This window comes from Paenibacillus chitinolyticus, assembly GCF_045038035.1.
GTDB classification, from domain to species: Bacteria; Bacillota; Bacilli; order Paenibacillales; family NBRC-103111; genus Paenibacillus_F; species Paenibacillus_F chitinolyticus_A.
Genome location: NZ_CP173427.1, coordinates 4,760,108 through 4,778,683, shown reverse-complemented (window position 1 = coordinate 4,778,683; position 18,576 = coordinate 4,760,108). Strand labels below are relative to the sequence as shown.

17 protein-coding genes and 1 riboswitch are annotated in these 18,576 nt (G+C 53.3%); of the genes, 12 read left to right on the top strand and 5 right to left on the bottom strand.

The features are described from left to right. The first annotated feature begins 140 nt into the window (after positions 1-140). From ACI48J_RS21555 to ACI48J_RS21535, 5 genes are read left to right on the top strand one after another with little or no spacing between them, the layout of a single operon-like run. Entirely contained in the window at positions 141-356 is a 216-nt protein-coding gene (locus ACI48J_RS21555) for a hypothetical protein (protein ID WP_326055396.1), read from the top strand. A 25-nt stretch (positions 357-381) separates the two neighbouring features. After that, positions 382-1,359: a hypothetical protein gene (locus ACI48J_RS21550; protein WP_405080176.1), complete on the top strand. Its 978-nt coding sequence runs from the start codon at positions 382-384 to the stop codon at positions 1,357-1,359. Beyond that, entirely contained in the window at positions 1,359-2,564 is a 1,206-nt protein-coding gene (locus ACI48J_RS21545) for a glutathionylspermidine synthase family protein (RefSeq protein WP_405080175.1), read from the top strand. The genes ACI48J_RS21550 and ACI48J_RS21545 overlap by 1 nt, the downstream gene beginning before the upstream one ends. Next, positions 2,561-3,238 (top strand): signal peptide protein, encoded by a 678-nt coding sequence (locus tag ACI48J_RS21540; protein ID WP_405080174.1) that lies wholly within the window; start codon positions 2,561-2,563, stop codon positions 3,236-3,238. Before ACI48J_RS21545 ends, ACI48J_RS21540 begins: the two co-directional genes overlap by 4 nt. Beyond that, entirely contained in the window at positions 3,235-3,624 is a 390-nt protein-coding gene (locus ACI48J_RS21535) for a DUF350 domain-containing protein (RefSeq protein ID WP_405080173.1), read from the top strand. The genes ACI48J_RS21540 and ACI48J_RS21535 overlap by 4 nt, the downstream gene beginning before the upstream one ends. Positions 3,625-3,767: 143 nt before the next feature. On the opposite strand, the gene ACI48J_RS21530 is transcribed toward ACI48J_RS21535, so the two are convergent. Then, positions 3,768-4,031 (bottom strand): hypothetical protein, encoded by a 264-nt coding sequence (locus ACI48J_RS21530; RefSeq protein ID WP_042229375.1) that lies wholly within the window; start codon positions 4,029-4,031, stop codon positions 3,768-3,770. 72 nt (positions 4,032-4,103) lie between these two features. Next, positions 4,104-4,397 (bottom strand): DUF3055 domain-containing protein, encoded by a 294-nt coding sequence (locus ACI48J_RS21525; RefSeq protein ID WP_042229373.1) that lies wholly within the window; start codon positions 4,395-4,397, stop codon positions 4,104-4,106. A gap of 603 nt (positions 4,398-5,000) precedes the next feature. Between ACI48J_RS21525 and ACI48J_RS21520 the strand changes: the two genes are divergently transcribed. From ACI48J_RS21520 to ACI48J_RS21510, 3 genes are all read left to right on the top strand, one after another. After that, entirely contained in the window at positions 5,001-5,879 is an 879-nt protein-coding gene (locus ACI48J_RS21520) for a protein phosphatase 2C domain-containing protein (RefSeq protein ID WP_405080172.1), read from the top strand. A 159-nt stretch (positions 5,880-6,038) separates the two neighbouring features. Further along, positions 6,039-7,067 carry an HRDC domain-containing protein gene (locus tag ACI48J_RS21515; protein ID WP_405080170.1) on the top strand — a complete coding sequence of 343 codons (1,029 nt, stop codon included), beginning with the start codon at positions 6,039-6,041 and terminating at the stop codon, positions 7,065-7,067. A gap of 218 nt (positions 7,068-7,285) precedes the next feature. Beyond that, the gene (locus ACI48J_RS21510) at positions 7,286-9,286 is read left to right on the top strand and encodes a peptidoglycan D,D-transpeptidase FtsI family protein (protein ID WP_405080169.1); all 2,001 of its coding nucleotides are present in this window, start codon (positions 7,286-7,288) and stop codon (positions 9,284-9,286) included. A 95-nt stretch (positions 9,287-9,381) separates the two neighbouring features. Here the strand turns inward: ACI48J_RS21510 and corA are convergent, their stop codons facing one another. Next, positions 9,382-10,320 (bottom strand): magnesium/cobalt transporter CorA, encoded by a 939-nt coding sequence (gene corA / locus ACI48J_RS21505; protein WP_016423862.1) that lies wholly within the window; start codon positions 10,318-10,320, stop codon positions 9,382-9,384. Between the two features lie 516 nt (positions 10,321-10,836). Next, positions 10,837-10,966: riboswitch (SAM riboswitch) on the top strand. A gap of 85 nt (positions 10,967-11,051) precedes the next feature. Here corA and metA point away from each other — a divergent pair. From metA to mqnC, 4 genes are all read left to right on the top strand, one after another. Beyond that, complete coding sequence (gene metA, locus ACI48J_RS21500; RefSeq protein WP_405080168.1) at positions 11,052-11,996, top strand: homoserine O-succinyltransferase; 945 nt, start codon at positions 11,052-11,054, stop codon at positions 11,994-11,996. 38 nt (positions 11,997-12,034) lie between these two features. Then, positions 12,035-13,204, top strand: coding sequence for an aminotransferase class I/II-fold pyridoxal phosphate-dependent enzyme (locus tag ACI48J_RS21495; RefSeq protein WP_326054473.1), 1,170 nt, complete (start codon positions 12,035-12,037; stop codon positions 13,202-13,204). Continuing rightward, positions 13,201-14,358: a trans-sulfuration enzyme family protein gene (locus ACI48J_RS21490; RefSeq protein WP_405080167.1), complete on the top strand. Its 1,158-nt coding sequence runs from the start codon at positions 13,201-13,203 to the stop codon at positions 14,356-14,358. The genes ACI48J_RS21495 and ACI48J_RS21490 overlap by 4 nt, the downstream gene beginning before the upstream one ends. Before the next feature lie 268 nt (positions 14,359-14,626). Further along, positions 14,627-15,760, top strand: coding sequence for a cyclic dehypoxanthinyl futalosine synthase (gene mqnC, locus ACI48J_RS21485; RefSeq protein ID WP_009676122.1), 1,134 nt, complete (start codon positions 14,627-14,629; stop codon positions 15,758-15,760). 133 nt (positions 15,761-15,893) lie between these two features. Here the strand turns inward: mqnC and ACI48J_RS21480 are convergent, their stop codons facing one another. Both ACI48J_RS21480 and ACI48J_RS21475 read right to left on the bottom strand, forming a co-directional pair. Then, entirely contained in the window at positions 15,894-17,747 is a 1,854-nt protein-coding gene (locus ACI48J_RS21480) for an ATP-binding protein (protein ID WP_405080166.1), read from the bottom strand. Beyond that, positions 17,737-18,438, bottom strand: a complete 702-nt coding sequence (locus ACI48J_RS21475; RefSeq protein ID WP_326054476.1) for a response regulator transcription factor — start codon at positions 18,436-18,438, stop codon at positions 17,737-17,739. Before ACI48J_RS21475 ends, ACI48J_RS21480 begins: the two co-directional genes overlap by 11 nt. Positions 18,439-18,576 lie beyond the last annotated feature (138 nt).

Here is an 18,576-nt window from a genome sequence, read left to right as displayed (position 1 = left end):
GGTTCCCACCATTTCATGTTTTTGGTATGTTAGGGAATGAACTGTTTACAGCATTTCGGAAAAAAATGAAACAAAATCGCCGCTCAAACGTTAGAAATAGCATGATAATTTCCTAACCGCATCTTGAAAGGATGAAAACAATGGAAGCTAACGTATTGATTATCGAAAAATTGGAAAACGGCGAATTGAAGACAATTGACGAGCGCACATGGAATGCGACGATGCTGGCCATGATGGAACATGCCAATTTTCTGTTAGTGGGCGGAAAAGAGTACGAAATGATCGAAGGAAGGCTCGACGTAGAAAATCAGAAGCTGGAAGTACTGGTACTGCCCATTAATAAAGCAATCGAGTAAGAAGTCAGAATTGGAGGGACTTGCAATGAACGACAATCTGAACAACAACGCAGGCGGGCTTATCGATACGAAGGCGGCTGAAACTGTTGAAGCGGCGGCGGAGGAATTCGCAGCGGAAGCGGTTGCAGCGGATACGGCCGGAGCGCCCGAGCCGGACTCTCCCGAAGCGGTGCTGGCCGCACGTGCGGCTGCGGAGGCTAAAGCGGCGGAAGCGCGTGCCGCCCGCAGAACGCGCACCCCGAAACCGCTCCGCGTGCTGAACACGTCGCTCGGCGTCGTGCTGGCGGCCAACCTGCTGCTGGTTCCGGCAGTCTACGCGGAGAGCAAAGCGGCCGAGCCGCAAATCATCGAATGGTCCAACGAGGATGTCAAAACTTATTTCGATCCGAGCGCGGACTGGAGCATTCCGCTCCCGGAGCAGCTGGATAAACCGGGAGCGACCCCGACTCCCACTCCTTCCGCGGGCGTAGGTACGGGCGGCACGGGGGCGGGAGCCGGCACAGCCGCTCCGGTCGTGTACAACCACGGCCTCGACTGGACCGACCTGATGCTGTATCATCTGATCTTCAACAGCGGCGGCTCCTACTCGTCGAGCGGCTGGTCCAGTTCACGGCCGTCCTACGATTACCGGACGAAGAAACCTTATTCGGTGCCGACGTACGATTCGACGAAGTTCCAGAACAAACAAACGGCGAATTCCACGGTTAAGCCGAAGACTTCGAATACAACAGGTGCTTTTAACAGCAAATCGACGATCAATTCCCGGAACAACTCAAGTAAGAGCTCGTCCACTACAGGATCTTCTTCGACTAAAAGCTCATCGAGCACGGGATCTTCCGGCAGCGGCTCTACAAGCACGAAATCGGGATCTTCCAGCTCTTCCAGCTCTTCAGGCTCCGTATCCTCCGGTTCATCGAGCAAATCCTCGTCCTCGTCGTCCGGCAGCATCGGCGGCAAGTCGGGCGGATTCAGCTCGTCGGGCAGCTCCTCCAGCGGAAGCTGATGGACAGCCGGACGTTCAGGGTACTCGGGCAGCCGCATAAGGACCGCAAGGCTTATGTAGCCGAGCTGGGACGGATGGGTTTTACATGGGCCGATCTGGAACAGGAGCAATACTGGATCGACCAGCTTGTGCTTATGGACCGCGATGTTTACGAGGAGCTGAACCAAGCGTCTAGGCTCTTGTGGGACATTTTCGATAAAGGGGCCCGGTTTGTTATCGGCCGGCGGGATTTATACGACATGCTGAGCATCCCGGAGGTGCTATGGGACGGCCTGGATGGACTGGAACCGGGGCCGAAGGGGCTTCTCAGCCGCTATGCGCGCTTTGACTTCAGCGTATCCCATGAAGGGGATATCAAGCTTCTGGAGCTGAATGCCGATACCCCGACCGGATACGTGGAGGCATCCGTTGTCACTCCGTGGATGTGCAGCCGGTACGGCGGTCACAGCCCCAATACGGCAATGCCGGATCTCCTCCGCCACGCCTGGTCGGAAGAGATGCCGGAGGCTGCCGCATGCATAGATTACGGCAAACATCTGGAAGATTCGGGCACCGTCGATATGCTGATCCGTCACAGCGGACTGGATGTTCGTCCGGTGGATTGTCTGGATCTGTGGGTGGACGAAGGCATTCTCAAAGACGGGCAGAACCGGGAAATCCGGAGTATGTTCGCCCTTTATCCGAAAGAGTGGATGGGCGTGGACGACGGAGGGGAAGCACTCGCATACTCCATTGAGAACGGCCATTTGCGGCTGTTTAACCCTCTGCACGCGATAATTTTGCAATCCAAGGGATTACAGGCCGTGATCTGGGGCCTCCATGAGATGATGGCCCCGTTGTTTACGCCGGAGGAGCACCGGATCATCGAGCGTTATATGCTGCCGACTTACAATCAGCCGGTTTTGGAAAGCAGCTACGTGTCCAAATCGATGTTCGGCCGCGAAGGAGGCTCCGTGCGGATGTACGGCGCTTCGGGCGAAATAGATATCCAGGATGAGGACGGCTTCGATACAAGCACTCTTTTCACGAACGTGTATCAGGCCCGGGCGGATTTGCCTCAGATCTCACTCACCCGTGGAGAATACCGGCTGCTTACCGGAATGTTTGTCATCAACGGACAGCCGTGCGGCCTGCTGGGCCGTGCCGGAGGTTTGATTACCGGCAATGCGAGTCATTTTGTGGCGATAGGAGTTGAACAGAAATGAGCAGACCTGCGATGAACAGGAGATACGGGACGGGGAAAAAACGGAGCCGTCTCGCGATCGGGATTTTCTCGGCGCTTGTCCTTCTTCTGGTTTTCGGGTTAATCGGGGCATGCTCCGATAAGAAAAGCGCGGGCGGCGGCGCGACCGCATCCGGCGGGGCTACAACTGAATCGAGCGTAGTTCCGTGGGATTATAAAGTCGAGCAGGCCAAAGTAGGGGATCTCATCGGGGGCGACATGACGCTGCTGCCGAACAACGACATGCTTCCGAACGACGGTAATTTCGCTACGGGAGACTCGGTTTGGGTCATGAGCTTTATGACCGCCGAAATGAAAACCGGAGCCGACGGGAAGAATGATGTCAAGCTTTCGGGATGGACCCCTCTGAAAACATTTAAAACCGAAAGCGAAGCAAAGGCCGACATGAGCCAGCTCAAAACGGAAATTCAGACCGAGGTCGATCTCGTCGGCGTCTACAAGACGCAGTACGGAGACAAACACCGGGACTTCGCCGTCGTCTCCATGCCATCGGGACACAAAGTGAAACAGCCGATTTCCGATGAGCGCTATGCGGCGATTAAAGACAAGAAACGCGTGAAAATCGTCCTTGAAGAAGTGCACGATTTCTCGAATTATGATTTGGCCATGTCCAAGTTCAGGGGGTGGGCGGAATGATCGCCTTGAATATTTTAGTCAGCTTTATCGTCATCGTGGCTTTACAGGTTATCGGCATGGTCATTTTTAACTGGATTACGCCGTTTAACGACATGGAGGAACTCAGCAAAGGCAATAAGGCGGTAGGTCTGGCCCTGGGCGGGAAATTTTTCGGAACGGCCATAATTCTCGGCGTTGCGGCTTACACGAACTCCTCAATCTTTCATATGGCCATGTGGTTTGCGATCGGTTACGTCTGCCTGCTTCTCACCTACTTCGTTTTCGACTTGCTGACGCCGGGGATTAAACTGTCCGAGCAGCTTAAGGAAGGCAACGTGGCGGTAGGTATTATGCTGTTCGCGATCTATGTCGGCGTTGCGTTCTCCATGAGCAGTTTGATTATTTAAGATCATCCGCTGAAAAAACAATCCCCGTCAACCGGAAGCCTTTTAAGGCACGGTGCGGGGATTGTTTTGCTTTAAACGGAGCGCGATTGACAACATCATGCCAAGCCGCACCGTGCGCTTGGAGCACGAAAGGCGCGAGGGTCTTAAGGTCCGGGCGTCTCTTCCGACTGGTCGTCGCCGGGATAATCCCGCTCGATTCCGTAATGAAGCTCGCGGTTTTCGTAGCGGAACCGGTTCGTTGGACGCTGGTCATCCCGCCACGGAGTGCTTTTGCCGAGCGATTCGCTTAGAACGGACGAGCCGTAGGGACCTTCCGGAAATTCTTCGGGGATCGTATCGTTCCGCTGGGATTCTACGGTAGACAGGTCGGCGCCCCGGCTTTCTTCTTTTAAAAATTCATCACCCATGGGAATCCTCCTGATCGGGCGGCCTGTTTAAGCGCTGCCGGTGGTCTTTTCCCATTTTCTCCCCCGGAGGCTTCAAATATCCGTGAAATTGACGGTACCCACGATCTGGAAAAGGAAAGAGCGAAGCTCTTCGGCTTCTTCCTCGGAGATTTTATATACATGCTCAAGATAGCCTTCTTCATTCAAATCGTCCGGACCGATGATGGCGGTTTTGCCGGATTGCAGGTCGGTGATCATTTTTTTGCCGTAAAAACGGTTCGTATTCGTGACCGCCAGATCGAAGCGGTGCAGGGACGAGCCTACAAAGCAGACAAAGCGGGTCGAAGTATCTTCGGTATGGTCATATAAAAAATCGAATTCGGACATCGCGTTCACTCCATTTACCGGTTAATACTCCCGATTATATCGGAAGTGGGGCGCGGCGTCCAAGAACGGTCCCGAAAGCGGAGAAAAAAGATGATTCCGGTTTTTAATGTTGTCTCAAGGAAAGAATTTTGCCCGATTCGAGCGTTATAAGGTATGATAAGGCCGAGCGGAATATTTTCGAAAAGCGGAATGGAACAAGCGGGACAGAGTCGTGCTAGCCGCAAAATCGGACAGCGGGGGCGTACTATATACCCGTGCCGGGAAGTTCCGTTGTTAGATATGAATGGCAGAGTGTTTTAAAACTCCTGCGTAGTCTATATTTTCTCGGGAAAATGGGCGGATTTGGAGCCCAGAAGAAGGATGGAAAGAACGATACGTACGCTTTTCTGGACGCGGCGGTCTTGTACGGCTTTGGTCATGGCGGGCTGCCTCCTTTTACTTAAGAAAATACCGGTCACGTAAGCGACCTTCTTTATAAGTCAATTGTACAACGGACACCGGACCGGCGTAACGGACCCCGGGACGAGTCGGGACCCAGACAAAGGTCCAGGTATCGAGGAATGAACCGATCTTACAGTTTGTTGGGAAAAGGGGGAGAACAGCATGCGGCCGCATTCATTCAAAGTGGAAAGTGTTATCCGGGAGGGACAGGGAGTGTGCAACGAGGATGCGTTGCTGTTCGCGCCGGAAGCAGGCGTGTTCGGCGTGATCGACGGAGTCTCGGGCCTGACGCCGTATCGGGACGCGCTGGGCCGCACCGCAGGCCATATCGCGTCCGCGCTTGTGGCGTCCTGCTTCGCCGGCGCCGGCAGGGCCGATCTCGAGCGCACCACGCTCGAGGCGAACGTGCGGCTGCACGGGGAAATGGAGCGCCTGCAGGGGCGCTCCGAAGACACCGGCAGCCGGTGGGGCGCTGTCCACGCCGTTGTGCGCGTGGACGAGGAACGCGTCGCCTGGGTGCAATCAGGCGACTGCATGATTTACGCCGTCTATGAAGACGGCGTGGTGCGCGCGGTGACGAGGGACTCCGTGGAGCCCCACGACGAACGCGCACTGGCGCTCTGGCGCCGGGAATACCCCGGCGAGTGGGAGCGCAGGGTCCAGCCGCCGGAAGTGACGGAAGCGCTGCGGGCGAACCGCAGGCGCGCCAACCGGCCCGGCGGCTACAGCGTCATCAACGGCGATGACGCGCTGGCCCGGCACCTGGAGAGCGGGAATATCGCCCGTTCGGGGCTGGCGCACCTGCTGCTCGTCACGGACGGGATTTATCCGTGGCGGGAAGAGCACCGGCGCAGCACGGAGGAGTGGGTCCGTTCGGTAATCAGGGCCGGGCTGGAAGCTTATGTGGATGAGCTGGAGGCATTCGAGGAGGAAGATCTCGAATGCCGCAGCGTGCAGCGTTTTAAACGTTCGGACGATAAAACTGGGATTTTGCTTTCCTTTCCAAGAGAGGGCCGGTCATTTAGCGGTGCTGGTTTCTGAAAGAGAGATTCTTGTAAAATCGGTTCATGTATGGTAGGATATGGGATATAGCTCAGTGCACAGAGGAAGCACCTCTCCACTTGCGTTTTATTACGCATAAGGAGAGGTGCTTTTTGCGTTTCCGGGCCTTATTCGCAATCAAAATAGAGGAGGAAAGGTATGAACGTCATTTATTTAACGACTTTGGAGAAGCAAGTGGAAGAAGGGAAGGTTAAGCAGGCTCAATTTTTTGCGGGGGAGAAGACGGGAGTCTGGCAGGCCATGTGGAATGAAGTGAACGACAACGGCAAGCCGGTCCAGGATATCTGGTATGAAGGAATTTCTTGGGAAGAACTGGTCGGTGCCATTAAGAAGGGGCTTCAACTAAAGCTGGCGGAAGGTTATAAGCCTCTGCTCCGGGGAATCGGGGAAGAGCAGGCGGGCTTATCCGCCAAGGCGGAGATGACGCAGCTTCTTCAATACTACGGTGAGCTTAATGCCGATGAAACTCTTTATGAGGAGCTGAGAGCCTGGAGGCGCGAGCAATCCTTCAAAGAAGGCCGCTCGCCGTTTATTCTGGCATCTAACCGGATGCTGCAGATGATCGCCGCATTTTGTCCGCAATCGTTGGAAGAATTGCTTCACATCCCAGGCTTCGGACAAAATCGGGCTTCCAAATACGGAGGCGATGTCCTGCGGATCACGAGAGACAAGCAGCGCCAGACGGATTTTCCGCTGGATTGGGTTGCGGGCGCCACAGACCGTTCGCAGTTTGAAGCCTGGATGAATCGGCAACTGGAACGCCGGGTACAGAAGGAGGCTGCGAGACAGTCGGGCAAGCGCAAACTTCTGGAAGCGATGGCAAGCGGCGGCAGTCTGGCGCAGCTCCGGACCGAGCTCTCGTTCACTTCCCGGGAGCTGGTTGCTTTGCTCGAAGAGCTGGAGCGGGATGGCTACGATGTACTCGCGGGCATCGAGAGCGAGCTTGCCAAAGTGCCTTCCGAGCAGCTGGCCGAGGCGGAGCGTCTGTTCGCCGAGATGGGGGACCGCTACCTGAAGCCCATCCTTCAGGGCTTGTACGGGGAGGAGCTGCCTGATGCCCAGACGGCCGACGGCGTCTATGAATGGCTGCGGCTGCTGAGATTCAAAACACGGAAGCAGAAGGAGGAAGCGGCGAAGGAACGGGACAGCGGGCAAAAAGCAGGGTAGCCGTGATACGGCAAACAGGCCACGATAAACCGGCCGCTTTGATCCGCGTTTCGGAAAGTTCATTGCATTAGCGGAAACAGCTCATACCGATTCCCGGTCCGCCGGTCCTCTCCTTAAATCTTAACCTTTTTGTAACCAGTCCGGAGGCTCCGTTCAATTGTAAATAAAGGGTGGTTTTGCTACACTTGAACGTATAGATTGTGAGAGAGGGCTGGCTTATGAAATCGCCTTATACCGAGCAGGACCCCGCTAAACGAGAAGCGGACAAACGCATTCATTTTACACTTCGGATCAATATTTTTTTCTTCGCTACTTTCGCCCTGTTTTGTGTACTTATCGTTAAGCTTTCTTACCTTCAATTCGTAAAAGGTCCCGAACTTCAGATAGCAAAAACGAATGGGATGAATACGGATACCGCCATTCCCCCCATACGCGGCAATATACTGAGCAAAGACGGCGTGCCGATTGCCACTTCCAATTCCACGGAATCACTGTATTTCCGTGTCGAAGGCGGCACCAAAAATCAAGATCCGATCATAGAGACGGCCAAGAAGCTTGAAAAGATTCTGGGTGAGCTTGGCGACAAGAATCTGCCTAAGATGACTACAGAAGATATCATGAAAGCCATGGATCTTGATTTTGACATCAACAAGCAGAAGATCAAACCTAAAACGCCTTATAAAGAGCCCAGAAGAATAAAGGCCAACTTAAACAAGGAAGAGGTTGCTTATCTTCTTTCCCATCGGGACGAACTTCACGGAGTAGAGGTCGTGGAGGAGAGCATCCGAGTCTACGATCAGCGGAGGATCGCCGCCCAGCTTGTAGGCTACCTGAAAAAATACGATGATACCGCAAATCTAAATTTTTATAAAAGCAGAGCGGAAGACGGTTATTTGCTTCGGGAAACGGTTGGTTTTGACGGGCTTGAAATGATGTATCAGGATGAACTGCGCGGAAAGCCGGGCAAGAAGAGTTATCCGGTCAACGCGGCCGGTAAAATTGTCGGCAACGGGACTTTGGAAAAACCGGAGAAAGGAAAGAATCTCCGGCTAACTATAGACACCAACGTACAGCTTGCCGCCCAGCAGGCGATCATGGATCAGCTGAAATGGCTGCACAGCCCACCATCCGGCTATGCGAAGTTTGCCGCTCCATACGCCCGTTCCGGTTATGCGGTGGCTATGGAAGTCGATACGGGCAAAGTGGTCGCTATGGCCTCCATGCCGGACTACGACACCAATTTGTGGACGGGTGGAATGGATCCGAAAATTTATCCGCAAGTTAAATATTTCGTCAACAACGGTACTATTCGCAACTCACCGCCGAACTTTCCGGATGATCAGCAGAAACGTCATCCTTCTTCAATTCTATATTTGGGCTCCACCATTAAACCGCTCAGTATTTTGATAGGATTAAAGGAAGGGTTAATCACCCCCGGAAGTTATTACAATGATAACGCGCCTTTTGTTTACGGGAAAGATAACAGTACGGTGCGTAACTCGGATAATCATTATACAGGTATGATTTCCCCCACAAGAGCGATAGAAGTTTCATCAAACACATATATGTCTGCAAAAATCGGAATTCCGTTTTACAACAAATACCAGCGTAAATCGGGCGAAGCTTGGGAGAAACAACTGGCTGAATTTGGACTTGGAGTAACAACAGGAAGCGGCCTACCATGGGAGTATGACGGCATGTCGGAAATCGATGCGGCCGCCAAAACGAGCAGTTATCAATCAGCGATGGTTTTTGCATCCTGGGGTCAGAACGGCAAGTATACCACGCTTCAGCTTACCCAGTTTGCAGCTACTCTCGGAAGCCGCGGTAAGCGTATAAAACCGCAATTCGTGGAAGAAATTCTCGATTCCGACGGCAAGGTCGTCAAAGGTTACGAACCGGAGATTCTGAATCAAGTCGATCTTCCCAAAACCTACTGGGATACGGTCATTAACGGGATGAAAAGCGGAGCGGAAGGCATCGACAAACTGCCATATCCGGTAGCCCGTAAAACCGGTACATCGACGCAGCAGGTTTCTGGCGGAACTGTCGATAACGCGGTGTTCATTTCCTTCGCGCCCGCTCAAAATCCTAAGCTGGCCGTTGCCGTTGTCGTGCCGGAAGGCGGTTACGGCCGTTACGGGGCGTCACCGATCGCGGCCAAGATTTACGAAGCCTACGACCAGTATGTCGGCGGCCTCAGCACACCCAAAAAATAATAACGGCACAAAAATAGCATCGGCTTCCATTTCGTTCTTGGTCAAGAACAATGGAAGCCGATGCTTTGTTAGGTCAACGTCGTCATTCTGCATAGTCAAATCCACCCTTTTTTACGGAAGAGTAGGAACATGCACAGCCCGAGTACACCCATAAATCCGAAAATGAATAAATCCGCATAAGGAACAGTCAGCAGTCCGAGAATATCGGTGAAGTTCATTCCGAAAATACCGGTGATAAAGGTCAGTGGCATAAAGATCGTGGTCAGTGCGGTAAAAATACGCATGATTTCGTTCGCGCGGTTCGCTACGCTGGACTGATAAGCTTCTCGCAAGTTGCCCATGAGATCGCGGAGCGTATCGAAGGTGTCGACGATTTTGACGGCATTTTCGTGAATGTCGCCGAAATACTTCTGCAGCTGGTTATCGATCAGCTTCAGCTCTTTGCGGTTTAATGTCGCGACGACGTCGCGCTGCGGCACAAGCATTTTTTTCAGCCACAAAATTTCCCCGCGGAGACCGACGATCTCGTTCAAATGAGATTTTTTCGTGTGCATGAGGATATCTTCTTCAAGCTTCTCGATCTTATCTTCGATCCGGTCTCCGACGATGACGTAGTTGTCAACGACAAGGTCAACCAGATGATACAGGAAGCGGTCCGGGCTGTTAACTTCTTCATCCCAAAGAAAAGGTTTGATGGCGCGGAGCTCCTGGATTTTCTGTCTCGTAACGGTAATGATGAAATGCCTGCCCAGAAAAATATTGAGTGCGCGAAGAAAGATTTCTTCATCATCAAACCGGATGCTGTTGATTACAATAAAATAGTGTGTATCGTAAATTTCGATTTTGGGCCGCTGTTCTTCTTCGCTGAGACAATCCTCTACGGCCAGATCGTGAAGATGGAAGAGCGGCTGCAGCTGCTCCAGATCGTCCACATCCGCATCGATCCAGTAAAAACCGGATTCGGGTGGTGTCAGCGCTTCGTGAATGTCTTCAACCAGCGTAAAAGCGCCCTTGTGTACCAGGCGTGTTTTCATCCGTTTCACCTCTTTATGCGAAACGGCGCACAGCACTCCGGTCCGTAGGGAAACTACGGACGCTGGAGTGCCGGCCCCGGTTCGCTGCTATTCGATTTTGATCGTACCGGGTAAAGCGTCTACTTCTCGGTCGGTCCCCGTCCATCCGTATGTTCCCCCCTTTATCATTCCGTGTCGAATATACTTGTCTAGTATATACCTACATTTTCCACGATTCAAGCATCAAACTCTGGTACTTTTCTCCTGTAAATCCCCGCAGTCTGGGGATTTTTTATCCTATGCGGGAGAAGGGTTTGAGGTGCGGCCGAACGATCGGACAAACAGCTTGGAGGGTTCTTACGGAATGCGGACTGCGCCAAAGAGGCAGCCGTCATGCGACGCCACACATGCGCCAATTGCTGCGAACGTTGTGAAAGACATCGTTTTTTTTCTTAGCAAGTTTATTATGTGCAACTTTCCAAAAAGCACTTGACATTTGCCCGGTAACCATTAAGATAGGAGATAACTGAATAAACTTTCTTATCAAGAGTAGGTGGAGGGACTGGCCCGATGATACCCGGCAACCGACATTGTAACCCCCGAGGGGCAATGCACGGTGCTAATTCTTGCGGGAGCCGTATGAATAGCGGCTTCTGGGAGATGAGAGAGGAGCATGTTGCATAGGGATGAACAGGCCTTTCTCAACTTTTTGAGAGAGGCCTGTTTTAATTTCTTTCGAGGAGGAATGACCGATGCCGATTAAAATACCCGATAATCTTCCGGCTAAAGAAGTGCTGAACCAAGAAAATATTTTTGCGATGGATGAGACGGTTGCCTACCATCAAGATATCCGTCCCCTGCGGATTGCGATTCTGAACCTGATGCCGACAAAGGAAACGACGGAAACCCAACTGCTGCGTCTTCTGTCCAATACGGCTCTTCAGGTCGAATTTGTCCTGCTTCACCCTAAAACTCACACTTCCAAGAACACTTCTCCCGAGCATCTGGAGATGTTTTATAAAACGTTTGAAGATATCAAAGACGAAAGATTCGACGGAATGATCATTACGGGGGCGCCCGTTGAGCAAATGGATTTCGAGGATGTTCATTATTGGGATGAGCTGAAGAACATCATGGACTGGAGCGTAGACAACGTAACTTCGACGCTTCATATATGCTGGGCATCCCAGGCCGGACTTTATCATCATTTCGACGTGCCGAAGTACACGGTGGACAAAAAAGTGTTTGGCGTATTCCCCCACTCGATTACGGAAGAGAACGTGAAGCTGCTCCGCGGGTTCGACGAGTTTTTCTTCGTTCCGCAGTCGAGACATACGGAGGTGCGTCGTGAAGACATTGAGAAGGATGAGCGGCTCGTGATTTTATCGGAATCGGAAGAAGCCGGCATTTACATCGTGGCAACGAAGGACGGCAAGCAGATTTTCGTAACCGGACATTCCGAATACGATCCGCTGACGCTGAAATGGGAGTACGACCGTGACGTCAATAAAGGCATGGACGTGGAGATCCCGAAAAATTATTATCCGAACGATGATCCGAGCAAGAAGCCGATGATCACGTGGAGAGCGCATGCGAATCTCCTGTTCTCTAACTGGCTGAACTATTACGTTTACCAGGAAACGCCGTATGATCTTAATGCGGGTCGTGAACTCAGCGCGCTTAGTGCCTGTCTATAGTATAGAACGAATGATACCTTAAAGGAGAGATTTCACGCATGAACATCGAAAGTCGATTGGCCCAAATCGGTTCGGTTTCCGAACCTGTGACCGGAGCGGTGAGCTTCCCCGTATACCAGTCAACGGCGTTCCGCCATCCGCGTCTTGGAGAAAGCACCGGATTCGATTATGCCCGCACGAAAAGCCCGACCCGCAGTGTGCTGGAGGACGCGATTGCAGATCTGGAATCCGGAGACGCCGGCTTTGCCTGTTCCTCCGGGATGGCGGCGCTGCAGACCATTTTCACGCTGTTCAGCCAGGGGGACCATCTGATTGTATCTCTGGACCTTTACGGCGGTACATACCGTCTGCTGGAGCAGATCATGTCCCGCTTCGGCGTGAGCGCTTCCTATGTGGACACCAATGACGTCGAAGCCCTGGAAGAAGCTTACCGTCCGAACACGAAAGCGATTTTGATCGAAACGCCGACAAATCCGCTCATGATGGTCACGGACTTGAAGCTCGTCTGCGGCTGGGCCAAGAGCAAACAGATTCTCTCCATCGTGGACAATACGCTGCTCACTCCTTATCTGCAGCGCCCCATCGAGCTTGGCGCAGATATCGTCATCCACAGCGCGAGCAAATATTTGGGCGGCCACAACGATGTGCTGGCCGGTCTGATCGTGACCAAGGGGCAGGAGCTTTCGGAGCAAATGGCGTTCCTGCACAATTCCATCGGCGCCGTGCTCGGTCCGCAGGACAGCTGGCTGCTCATGAGAGGGATGAAAACGCTCGCTCTGCGCATGGAGCGGCACGAGCATAACGCGACGACGATCGCCCGCTATCTGCAGTGGCATCCGCTTGTAACGGATGTCTACTATCCGGCGCTCGAATCCCATCCGGGACATGCGATCCAGAACAGGCAGTCGTCCGGCAACACGGGAATTTTCTCCTTTAAAGTAACGGATGCGCGTTTAGTGGAGCCGATTCTGAGGCACGTTAAACTTATTGCGTTCGCGGAAAGCCTGGGCGGAGTGGAGTCGCTTATGACGTACCCGGCCGTTCAGACGCACGCCGATATTCCGCTGGAAATCCGGGAAAAAGTAGGCGTCGACGACCGGCTGCTGCGTTTTTCGGTCGGCATCGAGCATGTGGACGATCTTATTACCGACCTGGCGCAGGCTCTGGAACAGGCACAGGCTGAAGTGGAAGGGGACAATAAGGCGTGAGTACCGACAAAAAGCTAGGAACGAAAATCATCCACTTCGGTGGAGAAATCGATAAAACGACGGGCGCTTCCAGCGTTCCGATCTATCAGGCATCTACCTTTCACCATTTCTCGCTGGATAATCCGCCGGAATTCGATTATTCCCGTTCGGGGAATCCGACCCGTCAGGCGCTGGAAGACTATATCGCTCTGCTGGAAGGCGGAGCGCGGGGATTCGCGTTCGCTTCCGGGATGGCGGCCATTTCATCGGCCTTCTTCCTGCTGTCGAGCGGCGATCATGTGATTTGTACGGAGGATGTGTACGGCGGAACGTACAGGCTGCTCACCGCGATTCTGACCCGGATGAATATCGAGACGACGTTCGTCGATATGACGGATCCGGAGAAGGTCAAGGCGGCGCTGAAGCCGAATACGAAGGCGGTCTTCTTGGAGACGCCGTCCAATCCGACGCTGAAGATTACGGATGTCTCGGTCATCTGCGCGTGGGCGAAAGAAAACGGGCTGCTCACGATGCTCGACAACTCTTTTATGACGCCGTATTATCAGCGTCCTATCGAGCAAGGCGTCGACATTGTGCTGCACAGCGCCACGAAATTCCTGAGCGGTCACAGCGACGTGCTGGCCGGCTTGGCCGTGGTGGCTAACGATAGTCTCGGCCGCCGGATGAAGCAGATCCAGAACGGCCTGGGCAATGTGCTCGGCCCGCAGGACAGCTGGCTGCTTATGCGCGGCATGAAGACGCTCAAGGTGCGCATGGAAGGCTCCGAGCAGAACGCCCGCCGCCTCGCCGAATGGCTGGACAGTCATCCGGCGGTCGGGGCCGTGTACTATCCGGGGCTGCCGGACCATCCGGGCCGCGAGATTCACGAGAAGCAGTCGAGCGGCTACGGCGCCGTCGTCTCGTTCGACGTGAACGGGGGCGAGCACGCCAGGAAGCTTCTAAGCGAGGTCAAGATTCCGCTGGTCGCCGTCTCTCTGGGCGCGGTCGAGAGCATCTTGTCCTATCCGGCGATGATGTCCCATGCGGCGATGTCGCGCGAGGTGCGGCTGGAGCGGGGAATTACGGATGGGCTCGTGCGGTATTCCGTTGGTCTGGAAGACATCGACGATATAATTGCGGACCTGGACGCGGCCTTATCTCATCTGCAGGGATAAGCGGCTGGCAGAGGGATCGAAGGAAGCGAGCGCAAGTGGTATATTCCGTTCGGATGAAACGGGTGCCGCTTCGCTTGCTTTTTCTTTTTTACCGGAATCAAGTACGAAAGATAGCCGAAAGGCCTATTTTTCCCGTAGCCGGATTTGGGGCGTTATGTTACAATGGTGATAATGTTTTTTTATACATGTAACTTTTTTCACATAGTATATCGTGAGCCGCGAATTCATACCTAAATTCGTGTGCGGAAGTCAGAAAGGAGTGAATGCCATGAATCCGATCGACCGCATTTTGGATAAATCCCTTGCAGGCGGACGAATTGATCTGGAGGAGTGTGTCACACTGCTCGAATCCGACCAGATCGAGAAAATGGGTCATGTCGCTAACCAAATTATGCTGAAGCACCATCCTGAACCGATCACCACGTTTGTAGTAGGCCGCAACATCAACTACACGAACGTTTGTGACGTTTATTGCAGATTTTGCGCATTCTATAGAGCTCCCGGTTCTACGGAAGGATACGTGCTCACCAATGAGGATATTTTCCGTAAAATTCAGGAGACGCTCGATGTGGGCGGAACCGAGATTCTGATGCAGGGCGGCACGAATCCGGATTTGCCGTTCAGCTACTATACGGATCTGCTGCGCGAGATCAAGCAGCGCTTCGATATTACGATGCATTCTTTCTCTCCGGCGGAAATCTGGAAGATGAAAGACGTGTCGGACGGCCTGTCGCTGGAAGAAGTGATCCGTCAGCTGCGGGACGCCGGACTGGACTCTCTGCCTGGCGGAGGCGCGGAAATTTTGGACGACCGCATCCGGATGAAAATTTCCAAGAAAAAAGGCTCCTGGCGCGACTGGATGGATGCCATGGAAACGGCTCACCGTCTGGGCATGAATACATCGGCGACGATGGTTTACGGTTTCGGCGAGACGATGGAAGAGCGCGCCATGCACCTGCTTCGCGTGAGAGAAGCGCAGGATAAGTGCATCCAGAACGGCTACGATTCGCTTGGCTTCCTGGCCTTCATCCTGTGGCCGGTACAGCCGGACAATACGAATTTGCGCGTAGAGAAAACGAAGCCGGAAGAATATCTGAAAATGCTGGCCATTTCCCGCATTATGCTCGACAACATTCCGAACTTCCAATCTTCCTGGGTAACGATGGGCCCCGAAATCGGCCGCCAGTCGCTGCATTACGGCTGCAATGACTTCGGAAGCACCATGATCGAAGAGAATGTCGTTTCGGCTGCGGGCACTACACATAAAGTGAACATTTCCTCCACGCTGGAAATGATCCGTGCCGCAGGCAAGATCCCTGCCCAGCGCAATACGAAGTATGAGATTCTCCGCGTGTACGATGAGAACTCGGTCGTTGAAAAAGACTTCATTATGCAGAACTAATCGTAGCTCAAATAGCTTTCCCTTTTTCAAAAAAAGCAAAGAAACCCGGAAGCCGTCTACAACGGTCTTCCGGGTTTCTTTTTGTTTCAGTGGAGTCTGGCCATGTAGTCGATTCTTTAGAGATAGGCGGTACTTAATACCGGTGAAGTTTCACATGGAACATGATCGATTTGCCGCGGCTCTCCGCCCAAATGCGGCCGTCATGAGCTTCGACGATGCTGCGGGCGATGGCAAGGCCTAGCCCGGAGCCGCCCGTATCCGAGGAACGTGCGGCATCCATCCGGTAAAACCGGTCAAACAGGCGATCAAGCTCCGCTGTTTCCGCAAGATCACTTTCGTTGATCACCGTCACTTTGACGTCGCGGCCTTCCTCCTGGACGGTCACCTCGATGGTGCTCGATTTGGGACTGTATTTGACCGCATTCGTAAGCAGGTTTTCGAAGACGCGGATCATCTGATCCGGGTCCATGGAGACGAACAGCCGCATAGGCGGGAGAACGAGGCGGAGAGTGAGGCCGTTCTGTTCCGCGATCGTGATATATTCCTCCGAAAGCTGATAGATCAGGTCGTTAACGCAGACCGATTTTTTGGCGAGCGGCACGCCCTCGTTCGTCATCCGGCTGAATTCGAACAGCTCGTCAATGAGAATTTTAAGTTTTTCCGCCCGCCCGTAAGCGATTTGCATATAATTCGCCGCTTGCTCCTCGTCTTTGTAATCCTTGTCCTTCAAAAGCCGGAGGTAACCGATGATGAGCGTAAGCGGCGTACGGAGATCGTGGGAAACATTGGTGATCAATTCGTTTTTTAGCCGCTGAGATTTGCGCTCTTCTTCCAGGGATTGCTGAAGATCGAAAGCCATGGAGTTCATATGTCCGGCGAGCACGCCGAGCTCGTCACGGCTTCTTTCGGGAACCCGGTGGGCGAGATTACCTTGGGACATTTGGACAAGACCCTGCGCCATTTCTTCGATAAGCTGCATTTTCCGCCGGGTGATCCAATAGAAGAGGCCCAGGAAGGTAGCGATTCCGGTAATTAGGGGAAGAGAAGTATCCTTCTCGTAATAAGAGATATGAGCTTCCGGAACCGCTTTGGCTACGAGATACGATTGAGTGCCGTTTAACCGAATCGGGTACATGAACGTGAACTCGCGGTTTTCGTGACTCTCCCGGAATGTTCCTTCCGAATCCATGGCGCTGCCGATCAGTTGCGGGATATCGAACCGGCTTTCACCGCTTCCTTTTGTTCGGTACAGTACCTCGCCGGCCGTGTCGAGAATGTACAGCGATTTTCTTCCGGGCCTGTCGGCTTCATCGTCCAGAAGAGACTGAATATCCGCCGGATTTATCGGATAAAAGGAGGGCGTCGGCTGCTCGTTGGACTTCCCCGGTGTCGGGGCTTTTTTGCTGTCCGCTCCCGCTGCGCCTGGACCGGCAGGCTCCGGACCGGCTTTGCCGTTCGTGCCCGTTCCATCCGGGACCGCGGTTTCCGGCATAGGGGACGGGGCAGCCGATTGCGGCACGGTGGAAGCGGCAGAGCTTCCGGAGTCCGCCTGTCGATCCGGTCCGGAGCCGGAACCGGTACCGGTACCCATACCCATACCTCCGGTCTCCTTCGGGTCTTGAACTTCCGGATCAGAGACCGGCGACTCCTTCCGGACCGACTCCTTTTTAGCGGTAGAATACTTGTCGGCATCGCCCCCGTACCTTTGAATCTGTTCAAGGCGTTCCACAAGGCGGTGAACCTGGTTCTCCGTAATCTCTTTGTCCTGAATATAAGAGATGCTGCTTGCCGTCCGCCAAGATATAGTAAGCTCGGACACCAGGCCCCCGGCCGCGGCCGCGACCCCTATACATAGAGCGAACGCAAGAATAAGCTGCATCCGCAGGCTGCGCATTACATTCTGCTTGCACAAAATTACGGGACGAACGATGCCGCGCACCAGCAGTCCCCCTATCTTCCCGAATATCCGGCTTCGATTAGGTTTCAATTTTGTAGCCTACCCCCCAAACGGTTTTGATGTATTTCGGCTGCCTCGGGTTGGTCTCCACTTTTTCCCGGATTTTGCGGATGTGCACCATTACGGTGTTATCCGATTCGAAGTACGGGGTGTTCCAGACCGTCTCATAGATGCGCTCCGTACTGAACACGATTCCCCGGTTGCGCCCCAGCAGCTCCAGGATTGAAAATTCCCGGGGAGTCAGTTTGACAGGCCGACCCTCGACATGTACTTCGTGCGTAGCCGTATCAATGATCAGATCGTCCAGTTCGATACGGTTTGAAAGCGTTTCGGATGGCATGGGGGCGTTTAATCTTTTATACCGGCGCAGTTGGGATTTCACCCGTGCCATCAGCTCTAGCGGATTAAACGGTTTCGTTAAATAATCGTCCGCCCCGGCGGTTAATCCGAGAATTTTGTCCATATCCTCACTTTTTGCGGAGAGCATCAGGATGGGCATGTTTTTCTCCTTCCGGATTTCCAGACACGCCTGGACACCATCCATACGGGGCATCATAATGTCGAGGATAATCAGATCGACCTCCCGGCTTTTCAGCACATCCAAGGCTTCCAGGCCGTCCCCGGCCGAAACCGTTTCATACCCCTCGTTGGTTAAATAAATACGGATGAGTTCCACGATCTCTTTTTCATTATCCACGATCAGAATCGTCTCTTTTCCCATAACCCTGCGCTCCTTTATGTGCCGGAAAACGGGTGACACCGCGTAACCGGGCCCTGCTTTCCCTTTATTCCATTCGTATAAAACAAGCTATTGTGACGTTAGCACAGGAAGAAGGGGTTGGCAATTCCGTTATTCGGG

Excerpts from the sequence above, each read along its gene's own strand:
- ACI48J_RS21555 (WP_326055396.1), top strand. The coding sequence starts at position 141 with ATGGAAGCTAACGTATTGATTATCGAAAAATTGGAAAACGGCGAATTG.
- ACI48J_RS21550 (WP_405080176.1), top strand. The coding sequence starts at position 382 with ATGAACGACAATCTGAACAACAACGCAGGCGGGCTTATCGATACGAAG.
- ACI48J_RS21545 (WP_405080175.1), top strand. The coding sequence starts at position 1,359 with ATGGACAGCCGGACGTTCAGGGTACTCGGGCAGCCGCATAAGGACCGC.
- ACI48J_RS21540 (WP_405080174.1), top strand. The coding sequence starts at position 2,561 with ATGAGCAGACCTGCGATGAACAGGAGATACGGGACGGGGAAAAAACGG.
- ACI48J_RS21535 (WP_405080173.1), top strand. The coding sequence starts at position 3,235 with ATGATCGCCTTGAATATTTTAGTCAGCTTTATCGTCATCGTGGCTTTA.
- ACI48J_RS21530 (WP_042229375.1), bottom strand. The coding sequence starts at position 4,031 with ATGGGTGATGAATTTTTAAAAGAAGAAAGCCGGGGCGCCGACCTGTCT.
- ACI48J_RS21525 (WP_042229373.1), bottom strand. The coding sequence starts at position 4,397 with ATGTCCGAATTCGATTTTTTATATGACCATACCGAAGATACTTCGACC.
- ACI48J_RS21520 (WP_405080172.1), top strand. The coding sequence starts at position 5,001 with ATGCGGCCGCATTCATTCAAAGTGGAAAGTGTTATCCGGGAGGGACAG.
- ACI48J_RS21515 (WP_405080170.1), top strand. The coding sequence starts at position 6,039 with ATGAACGTCATTTATTTAACGACTTTGGAGAAGCAAGTGGAAGAAGGG.
- ACI48J_RS21510 (WP_405080169.1), top strand. The coding sequence starts at position 7,286 with ATGAAATCGCCTTATACCGAGCAGGACCCCGCTAAACGAGAAGCGGAC.
- corA (WP_016423862.1), bottom strand. The coding sequence starts at position 10,320 with ATGAAAACACGCCTGGTACACAAGGGCGCTTTTACGCTGGTTGAAGAC.
- metA (WP_405080168.1), top strand. The coding sequence starts at position 11,052 with ATGCCGATTAAAATACCCGATAATCTTCCGGCTAAAGAAGTGCTGAAC.
- ACI48J_RS21495 (WP_326054473.1), top strand. The coding sequence starts at position 12,035 with ATGAACATCGAAAGTCGATTGGCCCAAATCGGTTCGGTTTCCGAACCT.
- mqnC (WP_009676122.1), top strand. The coding sequence starts at position 14,627 with ATGAATCCGATCGACCGCATTTTGGATAAATCCCTTGCAGGCGGACGA.
- ACI48J_RS21475 (WP_326054476.1), bottom strand. The coding sequence starts at position 18,438 with ATGGGAAAAGAGACGATTCTGATCGTGGATAATGAAAAAGAGATCGTG.